The following is a 19166-nucleotide window of genomic DNA, read 5'->3' on the forward strand; positions in this document are numbered from 1 at the left end:
TTCATTGAAAATGCCTCTATACTACTACCGCGCTCCGCTTGCTGGCCTCATCTTTGGTGTTGAAGTCGTAAGACTTCAACACCAAAGATGAGGTATATGTTCTCCCATAAACATTTTACTCTAACTCTTAGCTTGAAAGGCTTTCGTAGTAATGGCAATAGATAAGCCATAAAAGAGTAGACCCAAAATAGGTAAAACTAGATAAGGATATACGACTATTTTTTCTTCAATCAGTGGAATGATCCATTGGTCTAAATCGTTAAAGATAATGCTTGTTGTCATTCCTGATACAGTCACTAAAGCATCGATTGATAGTAACAAGGTAATAAAGAAACATACCAATATTAGGATAGAAGGAACGATGAAAGAGCGAGTCATGACAAATAAAGGGATGTAAATAGCAATAATTAGTAATCCTAAGCTAAGTAACACGACAATTTCCTTCCAACCAAAGGCATATATCGCATAAGGAATAAAGTCTTCTAGTAGCTGACCAACTGCAAACTGGTATAGCACGGTGAAAATCCATATGATGGCGAAAGAAATATACCGGCTTATCATAATGGTTTTACGTTTTATCGGTAAACTAGTTACAAAGGAATTTATTCTTGCTCGATGATCTAGAAAGAATATAGATAGGATAATAACCTGTAATATGAATGCTAAGCTAATCATAAATGGAGGCAATGATAAGATATAGCCTAGCGGGATTAATATGAGCGTATAGGGTATTAGACCTTTAGAAAGGATTAGGTCCCGAATTAATAAAGATTTCAATGGATTAACCTCCTATTCCAAATCGAATTTTATAAAGAACCAATTAGATATGAGATAAGATACAAACATCACGAGTAACGAAACAACCAAAGGTATGACGAAAGGTTGTATATTCCAAAGGGGTTCAATTAGAGATGCAATTTTGTCATCTAGTGTGATATATGGATTTCCTCTGACGATGCTATACGTGAAGACGATAACGAAATGGGAAATCATTAACACCGACATGGCATGCATGAAGTTTTTTATAAGATAAAAAATTGGTAAATAAACAGCTAACAGCAACGTAACCATGACAAAATAATGGACGATATCTTTAGCAGTTAAGTAAGTAAAGGTTCCTAGGTATAGGTTGTTGAATGCGATCGAATCGACTAACCAAATGAACAGCATGAATACGATCGTCAATGAATACAAAAATACGTATCTTGCTCGAACGATTTGCTTTCGATTTATTGGCATACTGACTAGAGAGCGCAGTACATGATGCTGATAATCGAAATAAAACAATAAAATAAGAAATCCTAATATGACAGTCATGTTTATTCCCATACTGTTTACATGGAATAGATAGGTTAGCAGAATAAACAAGGCAAAGAGAAGGATGTATAGACTAGAGATCTTTAAATCTTTTACATATAACTGTCGCAAGTGCACTACTCCTTCCTCGTCATGAAATACATTATATCTTCTAATGTAGCTTTTTCAACGAAGACATCCTGTCCGAAAGGTTCAAATAAGGCTGGATTTCCCTCGAATAAGCCATGGAAACCAGTGTTGGATAATTGCAACCCAGAAAAGAGTTCTCTTGTGTCATCATCGATCAGCTCTTTCTTCCCTTTTACTACATGGAAAGTGTCTTTAACTTCCTCCATACTTTTTTGGAAGAGAATTTTTCCTTGATAGATAAAGATAATATAATCGGCAATTCGATCTAAATCTGTTGTGATATGAGAGGAAAGAAAAATCGTTTGTTTTTCATTCATCATGAGATCCTGTAATAAATCGAGAAGCTCTCTACGGAATATCGGATCAAGGCCAGAAGTAGGTTCATCCATGACGATAAATTCAGGTTCATGACTTAAGGCAAATAAGAGGGAGGTCTTCATTTTCATCCCTTTTGAAAACTTTTTTACCTTCTTTCTTAATGGAAGTTCAAATTGCGCCAAATATCGTTGGAAAAGATTTTCATTCCATGTTTTATAGAGTGGTGCAATAAAAGCTTTCATATTAGCGATAGTAAAATCCTCATACATGTAAAGTTCATCATAAACAAAGCCAATTCTTTGTTTGTTGTGATGATTTTTATGGGAGTTTCCAAAGATTTGTATGTCTCCTTTGTCAATTTGTAATACATTCATCATCATTTGGATAGTCGTTGTTTTTCCGCTTCCATTTGGTCCAATAAAGCCAGTTATAAAGCCTGTTGGAATCGTAAAAGAAAGGTTTTGGATGGTGAAGTCCTTTCGATTTTTTGCGACGTTTTTGAATTCAACCGTATTCATCGGCTCTCCTCCTCATAATAGATGTTAAGCATTTCTAGTAATTCTTCCTTTGAAAGTCCAAGTTGTTTACTGGCGTTTACAAGCTTTTCTAATTCATTTTCCAATTCTCGAATTTGCCACTCGCGTAAAACATGGGCCTGTTGTCCTGCAACGAAAGTTCCTTTTCCAACGGTTGAAACGAGGAAACCTTCCTTCTCCAGTTCTTCATACGCTCGTTTTGTTGTGATGACACTAACCTTTAAATCTTTTGCTAGAGCACGCATCGATGGAAGTGCATCTCCTTCCTTTAAATCACCGGAAAAAATTTGCTGTTTTATTTGCTCTTTAATCTGGAGAAACAATGGATCCTTGTTACTAGATGAGATAATTAGATTCATGCTTACACCTCCTTATAATTGTTAATATTGTATATATTGTATATACACAATATACGAGTTGGGGATGAAAAAGTCAACCATAATTCTGAAATTAATTACAATATTAGCAAAAAGTGAGATACAATGTATGGTGTATTAAAGCTAAATGGGGTTGAGAAGAAATGAGCATATTTTTTAATGTCATCCTTCCAGTAATAGCAGTATTTGGTGCAGGATTTGTATTGCAGAGGTTTAAACCAGTTGATATTAGGGCAGTATCAACACTATTTATCTATGTATTTCTACCAGCATTAGTATTTACGAAATTATATGAAGCGACATTTGATAGAAGCTATACGATATTATTGATTTTTGCATTTGTTCAATTAGGTTTGATGATAAGTTTAGGCAAATTAGCTAAGCATATATTTAAATGGTCCCATTCAGTGGAAAGTGCTTCGATATTAACAGCGGGATTTATGAATGCCGGTAATTACGGAGTACCTGTGATTATGTTTGCTATTGGAGATCAAGCAATACCATATGCCATATTTTTTATGGTAATTCAGACGATGTTCATGAATTCCTTTGGGGTGTATTATGCATCGAGGAGTTCTAGTGGGATTAGGCGAGCGGTTACTAAGGTCTTTACATTGCCTGCTACTTATGCGGCACTAATCGCCATAATATTACAAAATATTTCCTGGGAAATACCAGAAACTGTCTATTCCACCCTTTCGATGGTTGGTGGAGCGGCAATTCCAGTAATGATGGTAATCCTAGGAATGCAGTTAGCATCGATCACTTCTATTAAATTTAATTGGCAAGTCATTATTTCTACCGTATCGATAAGAATGTTAATTGGGCCTCTCATTGCGTTCGGTTTTATAAATCTAGTAGATGTCGATCCAATAGTCGCAACGGTCTTACTAATTGTAGCATCCATGCCAAGTGCAGCAACGACAACAATGTATGCAATACAGTTCGATACAGAACCAGAATTAGTATCAAGTATTACATTAGTTTCCACATTATTCAGTATAGTTTCGATAACTGTTTTATTAAATCTAATTCCGTATTAAAAGTATGACTTCCAAGGATTTACATCATGCCAGCTAAGAATATGAATGATTGTTCTATATAGTACTTATCGCTCTAGAGACTAGGGGTTAGACAATAATATTTATCCTAAAGGAAAAAGCGAATAATAATTAAAGACCTCGCTCTAGGGTGGTTAGTTGACTAGAGGAAGTCACCCTATTCCTATCCACCCGCAGGAGTCTGACCATGTGTTATTCGGTTTTTCATTTATGTACCAACCTCTCAAGTTTTGTTTTCAGAATATTGACATTATATATCATTTCCTATACTATAATAAGTATGATGATAAAAGAAAACAAACAGCAAAAAGTATATCGAATAATAAAAGGAAGAATTATAGAACGAGAATATGTTCCAGGCCAACGAATTGTTATCGACCAAATAGCGAAGGAGCTGGAAACAAGTTCGATACCAGTACGTGAGGCGATTAGGCAATTAGAAGCCGAGCGTTTAGTAGTCTATAAGCGGAATGTCGGGCCTGTTGTAGCAGAAGTGAATGAGTCGGACTATTTGGATACTGTTCGAGTTCTAGCGTTACTGGAGGGCTATGCAGCATCGCTTGCAGCACGGAATTTTCCGCAAGAAAAGCTAGTTCAGTTAAAGCAGTTAAATGAGCAAATGGAGGAGGCTTTAGAGGATTTTGACATTATCCAGTTTAGCAAACGAAACGCTACATTTCATCGAATCATTTGCGAACAATGTGGTAATACATACTTATTAGAAACAATTCAGCATACGTGGAATCGTATTGATTCCATCCGAGGGACTGGATCAACACTTTATTCAAAGCGGGTAAAAGAATCGATTGAAGAACATAAGGAAATTATTAACCTATTAGAAGCAGGAGATGGAGATCAATTAGAAGTGGTTGCTAGAGAACATAAAATAAAAACGGCTCTCAACTTCGAAAAAAGAAGAAAGAACCTGATTGATACCAATATTTTTCCTTCATAAGGGGAGAACTAGAGATAATATCTAGTTCTTTTTTTTAGACTAGAATCCTAGCAAACTGCTAGTGGCATATCCACCTAAAAAATTCTATATTGACATAACATATGAAATCATATATGATTTAATTGTTCTGAAAATTAATATTAATGAAAACAATGAGGTGAGGTAATCAAATGGCTTTTGAAGAGGCGAAGGAACGATTACGAGGCTCGATTGCACCAGTGATTACACCGTTTAAGGAAGATGAGCAGATTGATTTTGACAAGTTTCAGGAATTAATTAATTGGCAAATTGCTAGTGGAAGTCATGGTATTTCCGTAACCGGTACTTCGGGTGAACCAAGCTCTATGTCCGTAGAAGAGCGGATTCAAGTAATGGAAATTGCCTGTAAAACAGTAAATGGTAGAGTTCCCTTTATACCAGGAACTGGATCAACCAACCACCAAGAAACACTCCGTATGACACAAGCAGCACAAGAAATGGGTGCAGATGCTGCTATGGTCATTGTCCCATACTACAATAAACCTAACCAACACGCATTGTACAAACACTTCAAAGCAATCGCAAATTCAGTAGATATTCCTATCATTTTATACAATATACCTGGTAGAACAGCGATAAATTTGGAAGCGGTTACAATATCGAGACTTGCTGGGGACTGTCCAAATATTATCGGGGTGAAAGAATCGAACAAGGACTTCGAACATGTTAATAGCGTCCTACTACATTGTGGGCGAGATTTTAACTTATATTCTGGAATTGAAGTGCTTTGCTATCCAATGCTTGCTATTGGAGGAGCTGGCCATATTAGTGCGACTGCAAATGTAGCTCCTAGAGAGGTTGCTGAAGTATATAACCGATGGGCAATGGGCGATATAAAGGGCGCTCAGGATTTACATTATGAATTAATGCCATTAAATGATGTGCTTTTCCGCGATACTAATCCAGCCCCTGTCAAAGCTGCATTAGGGATGATGGGGAAAATTAAGCCGATACTTAGAAAGCCGTTAGATGTTCCATCACCAGAGATCCGGGCTGAGATTAGAGAAGTATTATTAAATTACCAGCTTATTACAGAAGATGTCCAACTATAAGGAGGGACTGTAATTGGAAGAGAGATTAGCGAATATCCAGCTCTATATCAATGGAGAATTTGTAGATGCAACAACCAATGAAACCTTTGAAAATAAGAACCCCTTCTCCAATGAGGTAATAAATTCCATCGCTAAAGGTGATGCGGCTGATATTGATAAGGCTGTTTCAGCGGCAAAAGAAGCCTTCACTAACGGACCTTGGGGACAGATGAAGGTTAAAGAAAGAATGAAGTATATGGAAAGAATTGCAGATTTAATTGAAGAGGAATCAGAAACGATTGCACGATTAGAGTCGCTCGATTCTGGATTACCAATTAGTCAAACTCGTAAAATGGCGGCACGAGGTGCGGAGAATTTTCGTTTTTACTCTCGAATGGTTCAGGCAAGATTACATGGAGATGCCTTTCAGGTTGACGATGAGTTTATGAATTATACGGTGTACCAGCCACTAGGTGTTGTGGGCTTAATCACGCCTTGGAATGCGCCATTTATGTTATTAACATGGAAGGTTGCTCCGGCTTTAGCTACTGGTAATACGGTAGTACTAAAACCAGCAGAGCTATCACCACTATCCGCTAATATACTTGCAAATGTTATCCAAAAGGCAGAACTACCAAAGGGCGTATTTAATGTAGTTCATGGATTTGGAGAAACGGCGGGAGAAGCACTTGTCAAGCATCCAATCGTGAAGGCGATATCGTTTACAGGGGAAACAACTACTGGTAAACGAATTATTAAAAATAGTGCAGATTCGTTGAAAAAAACATCGATGGAGTTAGGGGGGAAGTCACCATTAATCGTATTTGATGATGCAAACATTGAGCAAGCTCTTGATGCGGCGGTTTGGGGAATATTCTCCTTTAACGGAGAACGCTGCACAGCAAATTCGAGAGTATTTGTTCATCAAGCTATAAAAGAGCAATTCGTTGAAGCGTTAAAAGTGCGTGTCCAAAACATTATTGTCGGTGATCCGAAAGAAAACGAAACAGAGCTTGGACCGCTTATCGATACAGGTCACTTCAAGAAGGTAACAGGATATATTGAATTGGCAAAAGAAGAAGGTTGTGACGTGTTTCAAGGAACAGTACCGAAAGAATACCAAGCAGGGAACTTTGTACCGCCCACTTTATTACTAAATGCGAAGAATGATATGCGAGTTTGCCAGGAAGAAATATTTGGACCTGTGATGGCAGTGATGGAATTTAAAACGGAAGAAGAAGTAGTCCATATGGCCAATGACGTAGAATATGGTCTTGCAGGCTATGTATGGACGAATGATATTAAGCGAGCTCATCGTGTAGCACAAGCAATCGATTCAGGAATGATTTGGGTAAACTCGCAAAATGTTCGGGATTTACGCATTCCATTCGGTGGAATGAAAGCAAGCGGGATTGGTAGAGAAGGTGGACACTTTGCAATGGTTGAATTTTATACCGAACCAAAAGCGATTCATGTCGCCATTGGAGACCATCCTATACCGAAATTTGGAATAAAAAGATAAGGAGGGACTAACATGCCAGCAAAAACAGGGAAAGAATATATCGAAGGATTGAAGAAGGCGAATAATAATATCTATATTCACGGGGAAAGAGTCGAGGATGTTACAGAGCATCCAGCATTTAAAAATGTCATTAAATCGATGGCAAATTTATATGATTTACAATACGAGAAACCTGAGAAAATGCTATATACCTCTCCTACTACCGGGGACAAAGTAGGAATGACATTCTTACAACCGAGAACTGTCGATGATTTGATTAAGCGACGTGAAGCGATGCAAGAGTGGGCGAGAACATCGGGTGGAATGATGGGGCGATCACCTGATTATCTAAATGCAGAAGTGATGGCTATGGGAGTAAATAATAGCCTATTTGCCGAGGGGAATCCACAGTTTGCAGAGAATGCTCGTAATTATTATGAATACGCTCGAGAGAATGACATTAGTTTAACCCATACATTAATCCACCCACAAGTTAACCGTGCCAAGGCACAGCATCAGCAAAAGGATGCTAATGTTGCCCTTCATTTAGTGGAAGAAAAGCCAGATGGCATTATTGTAGACGGTATTCGCCTACTGGCTACACAAGGTGGTATTACCGATGAGATTTTAGTATTTCCTTCCACTGTAAAAAAAGCCGGCGAGCTAGATGATCCTTATTCGTTAGCATTTGCGATTCCAAACAATACACCTGGCTTGAAATTCATTAGCCGTGAATCCTTCGATTATGGCAAGAGTGCATGGGATCATCCACTAGGTGCACGATTCGAAGAGGGCGATGCCATTGTTTCGTTTGAAAATGTATTCGTCCCGTGGGAAAGAGTTTTCGTTTGTGGAAACTCCTCTGTATGTAACCGGACATTTAAAGAAACGAATGCGGTTGTCCATATGGCCCATCAAGTGCTTGCCAAAAATATTGTAAAAACCGAATTTGTTCTTGGGGTTGCACTAAGTATGATGGATGCAATTGGAATTGACGGATTCCAGCATGTTCAGGATAAGGGATCTGAGATAATGCTGACACTAGAGACAATGAAATCGCATCTGTATCGTGCAGAGCATAATGCTAAGCTTGATCAATCAGGCACGATGACACCGGACTTTGAAGCATTAGATGCGGCACGTAATTGGTATCCAAGAGTGTATCCGAGATTATCTGAGATCATTCGTATTTTAGGAGCATCAGGGCTAATGGGAATCCCGACAGAAAAAGATTTCAACCATGAGGAAATCGGTCCAATCATACACCGTGGATTACAAGGAAAGAATTTAGAAGGATATGAACGGGTACAATTATTCCGTCTTGCTTGGGATATGACCTTAAGTGCCTTTGGAAGCAGACAGACCCATTACGAATACTACTTCTTTGGCGACCCAATCCGAATGGGGATGACATATTTTGATCAATACGATAAAGAGCCATTTAAACAATATATCCAGGATTTTTTGAAAAAATCTACCAGTGTGAACGCTTCTAATTAAAGGAGGATTACGATGGATTATAATGTGATTCGCTGTGCTAGGGCTATTCTTCATGTAACCAATCTTGAAGCATCAAGAAGGTTTTATGTCGATACGCTTGGGTTTATTGAAACAGAATCTGATGAAGAACATATTTTTCTTCGCGGATTAGAGGAGCATAATCACCATAGTTTACTGCTGAAAAAGTCCGATAAGCCTGTAGTGGAGGCATTAGGGTATAAGGTTTCATCAGAACATGATTTGGAAGCGTTAGCACTGCTGTTTGAAAAAGAAGGCTACCCAACGAAGTGGATCGAAAAAGGTGAACAGCATGCGATAGGGCGGGCATTACGTGTAAATGATCTTTCTGGTTTACCATTAGAGTTCTTTGCGGAGATGGATACGGTAGACCGGCTATTACAGCGATATGATTTATACAAAGGCTCCAGGATGCAACGAATTGACCACTTTAATTGTGCTGTTCCAGATGTAGAAGCAGCATATGATTTTTATAAAGAAAAATTAGGCTTTGCATGCTCTGAATATACCGAGACCTCTGAAGGGGGTATTTGGGCAGCATGGCTACACCGGAAGCAAAATGTACATGATGTTGCATTTATGAATGGAAAAGGACCTCGATTACATCATATAGGCTTCTGGTTGCCTGATCAATTATCACTTATCCATACGTGTGATGTACTGGCGGCCAGTGGTTACGGGGAATCGATTGAACGTGGACCGGGAAGACATGGACTATCCAATGCTTTCTTCTTATATTTACGTGACCCGGATGGACATAGAATCGAATTATATAGCGGGGATTACCTAACCAGTGACCCAGATTTTGAACCGATACGTTGGGATATCAATGATCCAATGCGTCAGACCTTCTGGGGGCATGCAGCACCAGATAAATGGTTCACCGAGGCATCTACTGTCTTACAGGTACACACTGGTAAAGAAGTACCTATACAAACGGCTAAACTAAAACAACACAAACCGACATTTGTGATTTGATGTTTAGAAGGCTTGGCATAGTGGTTAGGAATAGAAGCTCATACATGGAGCAGTCTGACTGTACTTTTATGAGATTACTAAGGGTGGGTAAATCCACAGTATAAGCTTAGGGATTCCTAAACTAACATTCTAAGTCATCTTAGAAAGCAAGGGACCGGTGCCCGATTGGAGCATCACCATATGAAACGTATAAGTAGTATGCCATGTATGAGTAGAAAACATTTTATGAGGGGGTTAGTTAATGGATGATCGTGCATTCCGACATGCAATGGGGAAATTCGCTACTGGCGTTACCATTATTACAACAAAGCTTGGAAACGATATCCACGGCATGACCGCAAATGCTTTCATGTCCGTATCCTTAAACCCAAAATTAGTACTTGTATCTGTCGACCATAAAGCAACGATGAAACACTATATCAATCATTCTGGGAAATTCGCTATTAGTTTTTTAAATCAAGACCAAAAAGATCTCTCAGCCTATTTCGCAGGCCAAATGAAAGAAACAAGAGAAATCGATTTTCATTGGTTTCATGAATTACCAACGATAAAAGAAGCGCTAGTGAATCTCGTCTGCGAGCTGCATGATGCTGTTGACGCTGGCGACCATACACTCTTTATCGGGAAGGTTACGGATTTAGAGGTGCGAGATGGAGAACCACTAGCATTTTTTGAAGGGAAATATCGAGAATTAGTGAGTAGTGAACGAGTTAAATAGATTCATATTCTTGCTGAATGGGGGGTTGACCATGAAACAGCAAATAGATCAATCAGCCGTGAAGTCAATCGATATATTTGAAAAGATAAGTGGGCACGAACAGGTCGTATTTTGTAATGATCCTAGTACAGGATTACAGGCAATTATAGCGATACACAACACGACACTTGGCCCAGCACTTGGTGGAACTAGAATGTATCCTTATGCCAATGTAGAGGAAGCATTGGAGGATGTGTTGCGTCTATCAGAGGGAATGACCTATAAATGTGCAGCCGCGGATATTGATTTTGGTGGTGGTAAAGGTGTGATTATCGGAGACCCGAAAACGGATAAATCACCAGCACTATTTCGAGCTTATGGGCAGTTTGTAGATTCCTTGAATGGTCGATTTTATACCGGAACAGATATGGGAACTACGATGGATGACTTTGTGCAAGCATCGAAGGAAACGAACTTCATTAATGGTATTCCAGAAGAATTCGGCGGTGGAGGTGACTCGTCTGTCCCTACTGCAGAGGGCGTGCTTTACGGATTAAAAGCGACAAATGAATATTTGTTTGGCAATGAAACTCTAGCTGGGAAAACTTACGCAATCCAAGGTTTAGGTAAGGTAGGATTTAAGGTTGCGGAACAATTACTACAGGTTGGAGCACATATCATCGTAACCGATATTTCTGAAGAGGCAATTACTGCCATCCGTGAAAAAGCAACTAATTATCCAGGCATGGTAACCGTAGTCGAGTTGGATGACATTTACGAGGTTGACGCAGATATCTTCATTCCATGTGCACTGGGCGGAATTTTAAACGATGAAACGATTGAAAAGCTAAAGGTGAAGGCAGTTGTCGGATCAGCGAATAACCAGTTGAAGGAAGATTTTCATGCAAAAGCACTTCATGATAAAGGAATATTATATGCGCCTGACTATATCGTCAATGCAGGAGGATTAATCCAAGTAGCCGATGAACTATATGGAGCAAATAAAGCTCGTGTTTTATTAAAGACAAAAGCCATTTATCAATCGATTTTGGCGATTTATCATCAATCAGAATTAGATGCGATTACAACACTCGAAGCGGCCAATCGTAAATGCCAGCAACGCCTAGAAGAACAGCAAGGTCGTAATAATTTCTTTAAAAGAGAAAAAAGCCCGAAGTGGACATTTTATAAATGAGGTGTAACCAATGGTTGAAGTGAAATTTCATGATATTGGCGAAGGAATGACAGAGGGCGAAGTTGTAAATTATTTAGTAAAGGTGGGGGACAGAGTAAAGGTTGATCAGCCATTAGTGGAAATGCAAACCGATAAAATGGTCGCTGAAATCCCTTCGCCAACTTCTGGCATCGTGAAAAAGATTCATATTGAAGAGGGTACGACCATTACGATTGGCTCTGTATTATTAGAAATTGATGATGGCAAAGTAAAGGGGGCGGAATCCAGTTCAGAGCAAGAGGTTGCTGCTGTGCTAGCACCTGAAAAGAGGGATAAACCAGTTCATCCACCAATTGTCAAACAAGCTCCTAAACGGATTATCGCTGCCCCACACACAAGAAGAATTGCACGGGAAAATGATGTGGATATTGAACATGTCGTTGGCTCCGGACCAGCAGGGAGAGTGACAGATGAGGATATCTATCGATTTATTCGAGATAGGGGAAGAAAGGGAGAAGAAAAGCTAGAGGTTACAGTAGAGAAAGAAGTAAGGGAAGCCGAAGAAACGAAAGTATCGAAAGCGGACACCATACCTTTCACTGGTATTCGCAAACAAATTGCCATGAAAATGACAGCGTCACTTTCTACGATTCCACATGTAACTCACTTTGATGAAGTGGATTTAACGAATCTATTAGAATTTCGTGGGGAGCTAAAAGAGGCAGGGGAGCATATATCTGTTGTGGCCTTTTTTCTAAAAGCGCTCACCATTACACTGAAGGAATTTCCTTTATTCAATGCACAGTTAGAGGAAGAAAATAATGTGATTAGACTATTAAAGGATTATCATATAGGCCTGGCAACGAATACAGAAAAAGGATTACTAGTCCCGGTACTACGTGATGTCGATAAGAAATCATTGAAACAGGTGCAGGAAGAAATGAAAGCATTAACAAAGAAAGCACAGGAGCAAAAACTAGCTGCAGATGAAATGAAGGGTGGAACATTTACGATAAGCAATGTAGGTCCAATTGGAGGTATAGCAGCAACACCAATCATTAATCATCCACAAACAAGTATTATTGCTTTCCATAAGACCAAAAAAATGCCAGTTGTAATGGGTAATGATGAAATCAACATTCGTTCCATTATGACGATGTCCTTATCTTTTGATCATCGTATTATAGATGGGGCGGACTCTGTTATGTTTACGAACCGTTTTATCGAATTAATCGAACACCCTAAAAAGCTTCTATTATATTTACACTAACAGTACGGGCAGCTTGCAACTAATTTTGGTTCTCTGCCCTTTCACCTTGGAATAAACTATGAAAATAACATGAATAGTTAGGGGGAAGGCGTTCATGATATATCATGCAAAAGCAAGATTTGCTAACGGGATTGGCCTCGAGGATATAGCTGTTGCACAGTCTTATATTGAGTGGAAGGGTGAAAAACTTACTGAGGATGCCTTATCCTGGCAATCTCCTGTGACTGGAACAGTCTATGGTACGTTACTAAATTTTCAAGAACAGATGGATGCCTTACAGAATCAATTTGAGAAGCCACCTTATCATAAAGCACCAGAGCGCCCAGTGTTATATATTAAGCCACGAAACACGATTAACGCGCATTTGAAAGAGGTGGCAATACCTTTAGATGTAGACGAAATTGAAGTGAATGGGACACTTGGAATCGTGATGAGCAAAACGGCAACCAATGTAAAGGAGCAAGATGCCTTTGATTATGTGGAAGGCTATACGATAGTCAATGATGTTTCCATTCCACATCAAAGCTATTTTCGTCCAGCTATTAAACAAAAGGCTCGTGATGGATTTTGTCCAATCGGTCCGTGGATTGTTCCAAAGGAAAATGTCCCTGAACCAGATTCCTTAATGATTTGGACATTTAAAAATGATGAATTGATTCAAGTAAATAATACAAAGGATTTAATTCGACCTATCCCTCGTCTTATTCAAGATGTCACGGAATATATGACACTTGCAAAAGGGGATTTGCTACTAGTTGGTTTGCCGAATCACCCCCCAACTGCTAAGCACGGAGATACTATTCGGATAGAAATTGATTATATTGGTAGCTTAGAGAATCGATTTGTTTATGAAAATGTCCAGATTGCAGGAGGGGAGAAGCGTTGAAATATGCAAGAGTTGCTTGTCTTGGCGCAATACATGAAGCTGTTCAAGCTGGAAATAAGCTGAAATTACGTGATGGGCGTTTAGTAGATGAAAATGAGGTTGTTTGGTTACCACCAATTGAGGCAGGGACCATTTTTGCCCTCGGACTAAATTATGCAGACCATGCGAGTGAAATTAGCTTTCAGGCACCAGAAGAACCGCTTGTTTTCTTAAAAGGCCCGAATACATTAATTGGACATAATGGTGAAACGAGAAGACCAGTAGGTGTTGAAATGATGCATTATGAGTGTGAGTTGGCTGTGGTGATTGGAAGAACAGCTCGAAATGTTAAGCGGAATGATGCCTATGAATATATTTCGGGCTATACGATTGCTAACGACTATGCCATTCGGGATTATTTGGAGAACTATTATCGCCCTAACTTAGCGGTGAAAAATCGAGACACGCTAACCCCAATCGGCCCTTGGTTTGTGGAAAAAGAAGATATTCCAGACCCAATGAACTTGAAGCTCTTTACTTATGTGAATGGTGAATTAAAGCAAGAGGGCTCTACGAAGGATATGGTATTTGATATCCCGTATTTAATCGAATATTTAAGTAGCTTCATGACACTATCTGAAAACGATATCATTTTAACTGGAACACCTAAGGGAACGGTCAATGTGAACGAAGGGGATGAAGTTGTCGTGGAAATTGAAGGAATCGGGTCACTACGAAATAGAATTGTTCGTGATACGGTCTTTTCGAGATAAGGAGTGTAGCGATGCCACATATTACAGTAGAGTATACCGATAATCTAAAACAAGCTGGTAATATGAAAGAACTGTTACAGCGTATTAATGAAATTCTGATTGATGAAGGCTTTCCAATTGGAGGCATCCGTTCAAGAGCAGTAGCATTAAAGGATTATGTTATAGCAGATGGAACAGCTGAAGATGACAGTTTTATTCATGTCACATTAAAAATAGGTCCAGGTAGAACAGAAGAGGTAAAAAAAGTGACGTGTGACCGAATATTTGCTTTACTAGAAAATCATTTTGAAAAGCAATTTGCCACGCGTTATATTGCATTATCACTAGAACTAGTTGAGTTTATGTATCCGACTTATAAAAAGAATAATATCCATCATCGATATCGGTGATGGATGATTAAATTATATGGCTTAAATAAAAAACTATATAGTAAAATAATATTGAACAATTTCGTATGTAGGTAATAGTCAATTGGACATATTACTATGTAATATGTATAATAAAGGTAAATAAGTCATAATAATAAAAAAACGAGAATGTTGGTACCATTCCCGGTTTAGCATGATACTGATGTTCGGGTGGGTTTCCCTCCTGAACACACTGTTTCTAAGAGAAGAACCCCACCCTGAATTTGATTAGCGATCAAAGGGTGGGGTTCACTTTTTATCAATCAAATCTTTGATTAATTGCCTAATGAAGTTTAGCAGTGTTACTAAAAAAGCTCCGGCTGTAAAAAGTACTATCAAAAGTGATAATACAATCTCCATCGACATCCCCTCCTTTCCACCAATAAAATGGTGTCCAGAAGGGAAGGGAAGGCCCCACCCGTACAACTATATCATGCTTGTCTTAATTTTATCTGATTATAACTATATGGCAAGTAATTTAGTTATCTTTAATTTTATTGTCTCGAAACTGATCTGGTTCCTGTTCATGTTCGTTATCTTGAGATACTTGTCCATCTTTTTTCTGTTTGTAAGTTTTTTCTCCGAATAGGAAAGTACTTCTAATATGATTAAAGCTATGGAAGAGGGGAAATATTAATCCCCTTTCCACACCATTTTCCGAATACCGTAAAGTAATGCTCCATAAGAGTTATATAATTCTTTACAAGCATTACGCGCAGAATTATCTCTTAAATCAAATTCAATACACCGAGTGTAATTAATAAAATCGGAGGTAAGAAGTTCATTCGCTCTAGTCGTTTGTTCTTAGATAGGATAACGCCAACTTTAATTCCAAGATGAACGAAAACACCACTCATAATGGCGATTAATACTGGTGTAATGTATGGAGAATAGCCTAAAATAGCGGCTCCGATACCTGCACCAAAGGCATCTAGCGCTAGAGCGGTACCAAGTAATGTTGCCTCACCTAAAGAAATAGTTCCAGAACGGTCAAGGTCTGCTTTGTCTGGTTTGGCAATAACCGTTCTAAAGCTTTGGAAATTTCCAGCTGTGGTTGCTTGGTATTCTTCTTCCTCTATTTCCCCTTGCTTTAGTTGATTTCGTATAATGTTAAGTAAGGAAAATAAACCAATTACGATTAAAATCACTCCACCTATCGTTTCAGCGACGCTTACAGATAGGAACGAATTTAATACAGTACCAATTAACATAGATAGCAGCACTACTACCCCTGAGCACATCATGATAATGAATAAGGCACTTTTTGGGACTACTATTCTACGCATCCCGTAGGTAATCCCCACTCCAAAACCATCCAAACTTACTGCAATTACTAGGAATAATAATCCTGTGTAAAATAAAATCATAGCACCATATCCTTTTCTTGTTCTAGTGTATTGTATTGTATGAAAAATGGGCAGTTATGTGCTTCCTACATTGGACTGAACAAAATGTTACTTAATCCTGTTCTTGTAAGCAAGATTTTGGTATCGTTGGAATAAGGAAAGGCAAGTAATGAAAAATTGTATAGGAAATGATGGAGGAAAATTAATGTGGAAGAAATTATTAACAGCGATTTTATCAGCTGTTATCTTTAGTTTTTTATTAAGTCTTATTAGCTATCTGACGTACACATCGGATAACCTATGGGTGTCGATGGGTTACTTTATTCTATATGCTGCCCCAGTATATGTAATTGGTGGAATTCCACTATCTTATCTAATTGAATCCTATTTAAAGAAAAGAAACTTTTCATCCCAATTAGCGCGTCACTATAGTAAGTATGGTCTATATATCGTAGCGGGGGTATTCGTTGCCATTATTTATATTGTGATAGTCTCCATAACGGACGATCAATTTGTCATGTTATCCCAAGCTTCATTAACCTACATGATTGGTGGGATTCTTGCCGCTTTAGTTTATTATTATGTATCACTCCTAACAGATAGAAATAGTTCGAATTAAAATATGATATAGTGTTAGGATAGAAGTTTTAAGAGAGGAAATACACAAAAATGAGTAAAACATTAGTATTAGCAGAAAAACCTTCCGTAGGTCGTGATATTGCACGAGTACTTCAATGCTCCAAGCAAGGAAATGGATTTATGGAAGGATCAAAATATATTGTGACCTGGGCGCTTGGACATCTTGTTACGTTAGCTGATCCAGAGACCTATGATGATAAATATAAGCAATGGCGATTAGAGGATTTACCAATGCTTCCATCTAATTTGAAGTTAGTTGTAATGAAAAAGACGGGGAAGCAGTTTAGTACCGTCAAAACCCAAATGAATCGGAAGGACGTAAGTGAAATTGTTATTGCCACGGATGCAGGTCGTGAAGGAGAGCTTGTTGCCCGATGGATTATTGAAAAGGCCCGTATCCAGAAGCCAATTAAACGACTTTGGATTTCTTCGGTAACGGATAAAGCAATTCGTGATGGATTTAAACAGCTGAAGCCAGGCAAACAGTATGAGAATCTATATGCTTCTGCTGTTGCACGTTCTGAAGCGGATTGGTTTGTCGGACTTAATGCGACAAGAGCACTTACCACTAAATTTAATGCACAGCTTTCCAGTGGTCGTGTACAGACACCAACACTAGGAATGGTAGCAGCACGAGAAGAGGAAATAAGGAACTTTAAGCCACAAACCTATTATGGTGTCCAAGCGAAAGCACAAGGAAAAGTAACCTATACTTGGCAGGATAACAAAAGTAACACACGTATTTTTTCTAAGGAAAAAGCAGATAGTCTATTTGGTAAACTGAAGGATCAACCATTAAAAATCGTAAAAGTTGATCAAACAGCAAAAAAGAAATATTCACCACAACTATATGATTTAACGGAATTACAGCGTGATGCGAACAGGATGTTTGGCTTTTCTGGTAAACAGACCTTATCGATTATGCAAAAGCTTTATGAACGTCATAAAGTATTAACCTATCCAAGAACCGACTCACGGGTAATTTCAACAGATATAGTCCCTACGTTGAAGGATCGTCTTCAAGCTTGTGGCGTTGATCAATATGCTCGCTTTGCCCAAACAATCCTTCAAAATGGGATTAATAAGCTACCGAAGTCGGTCGTAGATAATTCGAAGGTCAGTGATCACCATGCAATCATTCCGACTGAAGAACCTGTTATTTTAGCAGACCTAGATGATAAGGAACGTAGAATATATGATTTAGTCGTAAAACGATTTTTGGCAGTTCTGATGGATGCTTATGAGTATGAGCAGACCGTGATTCATGCTGTTATCGGAAATGAATCCTTTACTGCTAAAGGAAAAGTAGTGAAGAAGCAAGGATGGAAAGCAATCTATGATCGCACCTTTGAAGAAGAGGACTCGGATGATCAACAGTTACCTATGGTGAAGCAAGGAGATGTTTTTTCTACTATTAAGTTAGCTGTAACGACAGGTGAAACGAAGCCACCAGAACGCTTTACAGAGGGTGCCCTTTTACAAGCGATGGAAAATCCGGTACGTTACATGAATCCAGATGAAAAACACTTAGCTGGTACACTGCAAAAAACAGGAGGTATTGGCACCGTTGCTACGCGTGCAGACATTATTGATAAGCTTTTCAATAGTGGCTATATGGAACTGAAGGGAAGACATATTTTCCTTACTTCAAAGGGTAAGCAGTTGCTAGAGCTTGCTCCAGAGGATTTACGCTCTCCAGCTTTAACAGCAGAATGGGAACAAAAGCTAAGCTTGATTGCAGAAGGTAAACTGAAAAAAAATAAATTCATAACGGAAATCAAAGATTACACGAAGGAAATTGTTCAAGAAATTAAAGGAAATGATAGTAAATTCAAGCATGACAACATGACTGGCACTAAATGTCCAGATTGTGGCAAGTTGATGCTTGAAGTGAATAATAAGCATGGTCGTATGCTAGTATGTCAGGATCGTGCTTGTGGTCATAAGAAGAATATTGCCAAAAAGACGAATGCCCGTTGTCCGAATTGTCATAAACGATTAGAGTTACGTGGAGAAGGAGAAGGGCAAATGTTCACTTGCTCCTGTGGTCACCGTGAAAAGCTATCAACCTTTAATAAGCGTAAGGAACAAGAGAAGAAGGGTAAAGTTTCTAAGAAAGATGTCAATAAATATCTTAAAAAGCAAGATGACGGATTTACAAATAATGCATTAGCAGAAGCATTAGCGAAATTAAAGGATAAAAATTAATAGTTAATGAATGCCTAGGATAACTTT

19 protein-coding genes are annotated in these 19166 nt (G+C 38.6%); 14 read left to right on the forward strand and 5 right to left on the reverse strand.

Annotated elements, in window-relative coordinates; translation table 11 throughout:
- Window positions 1-120: 120 nt before the first annotated feature.
- The 4 genes from AAIB49_RS08970 to AAIB49_RS08985 are packed head-to-tail and all read right to left on the reverse strand — an operon-like array spanning window position 121 to window position 2659.
- A complete protein-coding gene (locus tag AAIB49_RS08970) occupies window positions 121-777 on the reverse strand; it encodes an ABC-2 transporter permease (protein ID WP_343457868.1) in 657 nt (218 codons plus the stop codon).
- 12 nt (window positions 778-789) lie between these two features.
- On the reverse strand, window positions 790-1428 hold the full coding sequence (locus AAIB49_RS08975; protein WP_339213703.1) for an ABC-2 transporter permease: 639 nt from the start codon (window positions 1426-1428) through the stop codon (window positions 790-792).
- Between the two features lie 5 nt (window positions 1429-1433).
- Entirely contained in the window at window positions 1434-2282 is an 849-nt protein-coding gene (locus AAIB49_RS08980; protein WP_339213705.1) for an ABC transporter ATP-binding protein, read from the reverse strand.
- Window positions 2279-2659, reverse strand: coding sequence for a GntR family transcriptional regulator (locus AAIB49_RS08985; protein ID WP_339213707.1), 381 nt, complete (start codon window positions 2657-2659; stop codon window positions 2279-2281). The genes AAIB49_RS08980 and AAIB49_RS08985 overlap by 4 nt, the downstream gene beginning before the upstream one ends.
- Window positions 2660-2820: 161 nt before the next feature.
- Between AAIB49_RS08985 and AAIB49_RS08990 the strand changes: the two genes are divergently transcribed.
- From AAIB49_RS08990 to AAIB49_RS09045, 12 genes are all read left to right on the forward strand, one after another.
- Window positions 2821-3720 (forward strand): AEC family transporter, encoded by a 900-nt coding sequence (locus AAIB49_RS08990; protein ID WP_343457869.1) that lies wholly within the window; start codon window positions 2821-2823, stop codon window positions 3718-3720.
- A gap of 205 nt (window positions 3721-3925) precedes the next feature.
- The gene (locus AAIB49_RS08995; protein ID WP_343457870.1) at window positions 3926-4693 is read left to right on the forward strand and encodes a GntR family transcriptional regulator; all 768 of its coding nucleotides are present in this window, start codon (window positions 3926-3928) and stop codon (window positions 4691-4693) included.
- A gap of 170 nt (window positions 4694-4863) precedes the next feature.
- Window positions 4864-5784, forward strand: a complete 921-nt coding sequence (gene hpaI, locus AAIB49_RS09000) for a 2,4-dihydroxyhept-2-ene-1,7-dioic acid aldolase (protein ID WP_339213713.1) — start codon at window positions 4864-4866, stop codon at window positions 5782-5784.
- Window positions 5785-5797: 13 nt separating this feature from the next.
- Window positions 5798-7285 carry a 5-carboxymethyl-2-hydroxymuconate semialdehyde dehydrogenase gene (hpaE, locus tag AAIB49_RS09005; protein WP_339213715.1) on the forward strand — a complete coding sequence of 496 codons (1488 nt, stop codon included), beginning with the start codon at window positions 5798-5800 and terminating at the stop codon, window positions 7283-7285.
- 12 nt (window positions 7286-7297) lie between these two features.
- Window positions 7298-8764: a 4-hydroxyphenylacetate 3-monooxygenase, oxygenase component gene (hpaB, locus tag AAIB49_RS09010; protein ID WP_339213717.1), complete on the forward strand. Its 1467-nt coding sequence runs from the start codon at window positions 7298-7300 to the stop codon at window positions 8762-8764.
- Window positions 8765-8776: 12 nt separating this feature from the next.
- The gene (gene hpaD / locus AAIB49_RS09015; protein WP_343457871.1) at window positions 8777-9760 is read left to right on the forward strand and encodes a 3,4-dihydroxyphenylacetate 2,3-dioxygenase; all 984 of its coding nucleotides are present in this window, start codon (window positions 8777-8779) and stop codon (window positions 9758-9760) included.
- Window positions 9761-10001: 241 nt separating this feature from the next.
- Window positions 10002-10478, forward strand: coding sequence for a flavin reductase family protein (locus AAIB49_RS09020; protein WP_339213721.1), 477 nt, complete (start codon window positions 10002-10004; stop codon window positions 10476-10478).
- Window positions 10479-10509: 31 nt separating this feature from the next.
- On the forward strand, window positions 10510-11652 hold the full coding sequence (locus AAIB49_RS09025; RefSeq protein WP_339213723.1) for a Leu/Phe/Val dehydrogenase: 1143 nt from the start codon (window positions 10510-10512) through the stop codon (window positions 11650-11652).
- A 10-nt stretch (window positions 11653-11662) separates the two neighbouring features.
- Complete coding sequence (locus AAIB49_RS09030; RefSeq protein ID WP_343457872.1) at window positions 11663-12901, forward strand: dihydrolipoamide acetyltransferase family protein; 1239 nt, start codon at window positions 11663-11665, stop codon at window positions 12899-12901.
- Window positions 12902-12995: 94 nt separating this feature from the next.
- The gene (locus tag AAIB49_RS09035; protein WP_343457873.1) at window positions 12996-13787 is read left to right on the forward strand and encodes a fumarylacetoacetate hydrolase family protein; all 792 of its coding nucleotides are present in this window, start codon (window positions 12996-12998) and stop codon (window positions 13785-13787) included.
- A complete protein-coding gene (locus tag AAIB49_RS09040) occupies window positions 13784-14539 on the forward strand; it encodes a fumarylacetoacetate hydrolase family protein (protein ID WP_343457874.1) in 756 nt (251 codons plus the stop codon). Before AAIB49_RS09035 ends, AAIB49_RS09040 begins: the two co-directional genes overlap by 4 nt.
- Before the next feature lie 11 nt (window positions 14540-14550).
- Entirely contained in the window at window positions 14551-14928 is a 378-nt protein-coding gene (locus AAIB49_RS09045; protein ID WP_343457875.1) for a 5-carboxymethyl-2-hydroxymuconate Delta-isomerase, read from the forward strand.
- Between the two features lie 746 nt (window positions 14929-15674).
- On the opposite strand, the gene ytaF is transcribed toward AAIB49_RS09045, so the two are convergent.
- Window positions 15675-16313, reverse strand: coding sequence for a sporulation membrane protein YtaF (ytaF, locus tag AAIB49_RS09050; RefSeq protein ID WP_339213730.1), 639 nt, complete (start codon window positions 16311-16313; stop codon window positions 15675-15677).
- 184 nt (window positions 16314-16497) lie between these two features.
- On the opposite strand from ytaF, the gene AAIB49_RS09055 reads away from it, so the two are divergent.
- Window positions 16498-16911, forward strand: a complete 414-nt coding sequence (locus AAIB49_RS09055; protein ID WP_339213732.1) for a hypothetical protein — start codon at window positions 16498-16500, stop codon at window positions 16909-16911.
- 50 nt (window positions 16912-16961) lie between these two features.
- A complete protein-coding gene (locus AAIB49_RS09060) occupies window positions 16962-19139 on the forward strand; it encodes a DNA topoisomerase III (protein ID WP_343457876.1) in 2178 nt (725 codons plus the stop codon).
- Window positions 19140-19166 lie beyond the last annotated feature (27 nt).

The organism is Ornithinibacillus proteolyticus, assembly GCF_039581225.1.
Taxonomy (GTDB): Bacteria; Bacillota; Bacilli; order Bacillales; family Amphibacillaceae; genus Ornithinibacillus; species Ornithinibacillus massiliensis.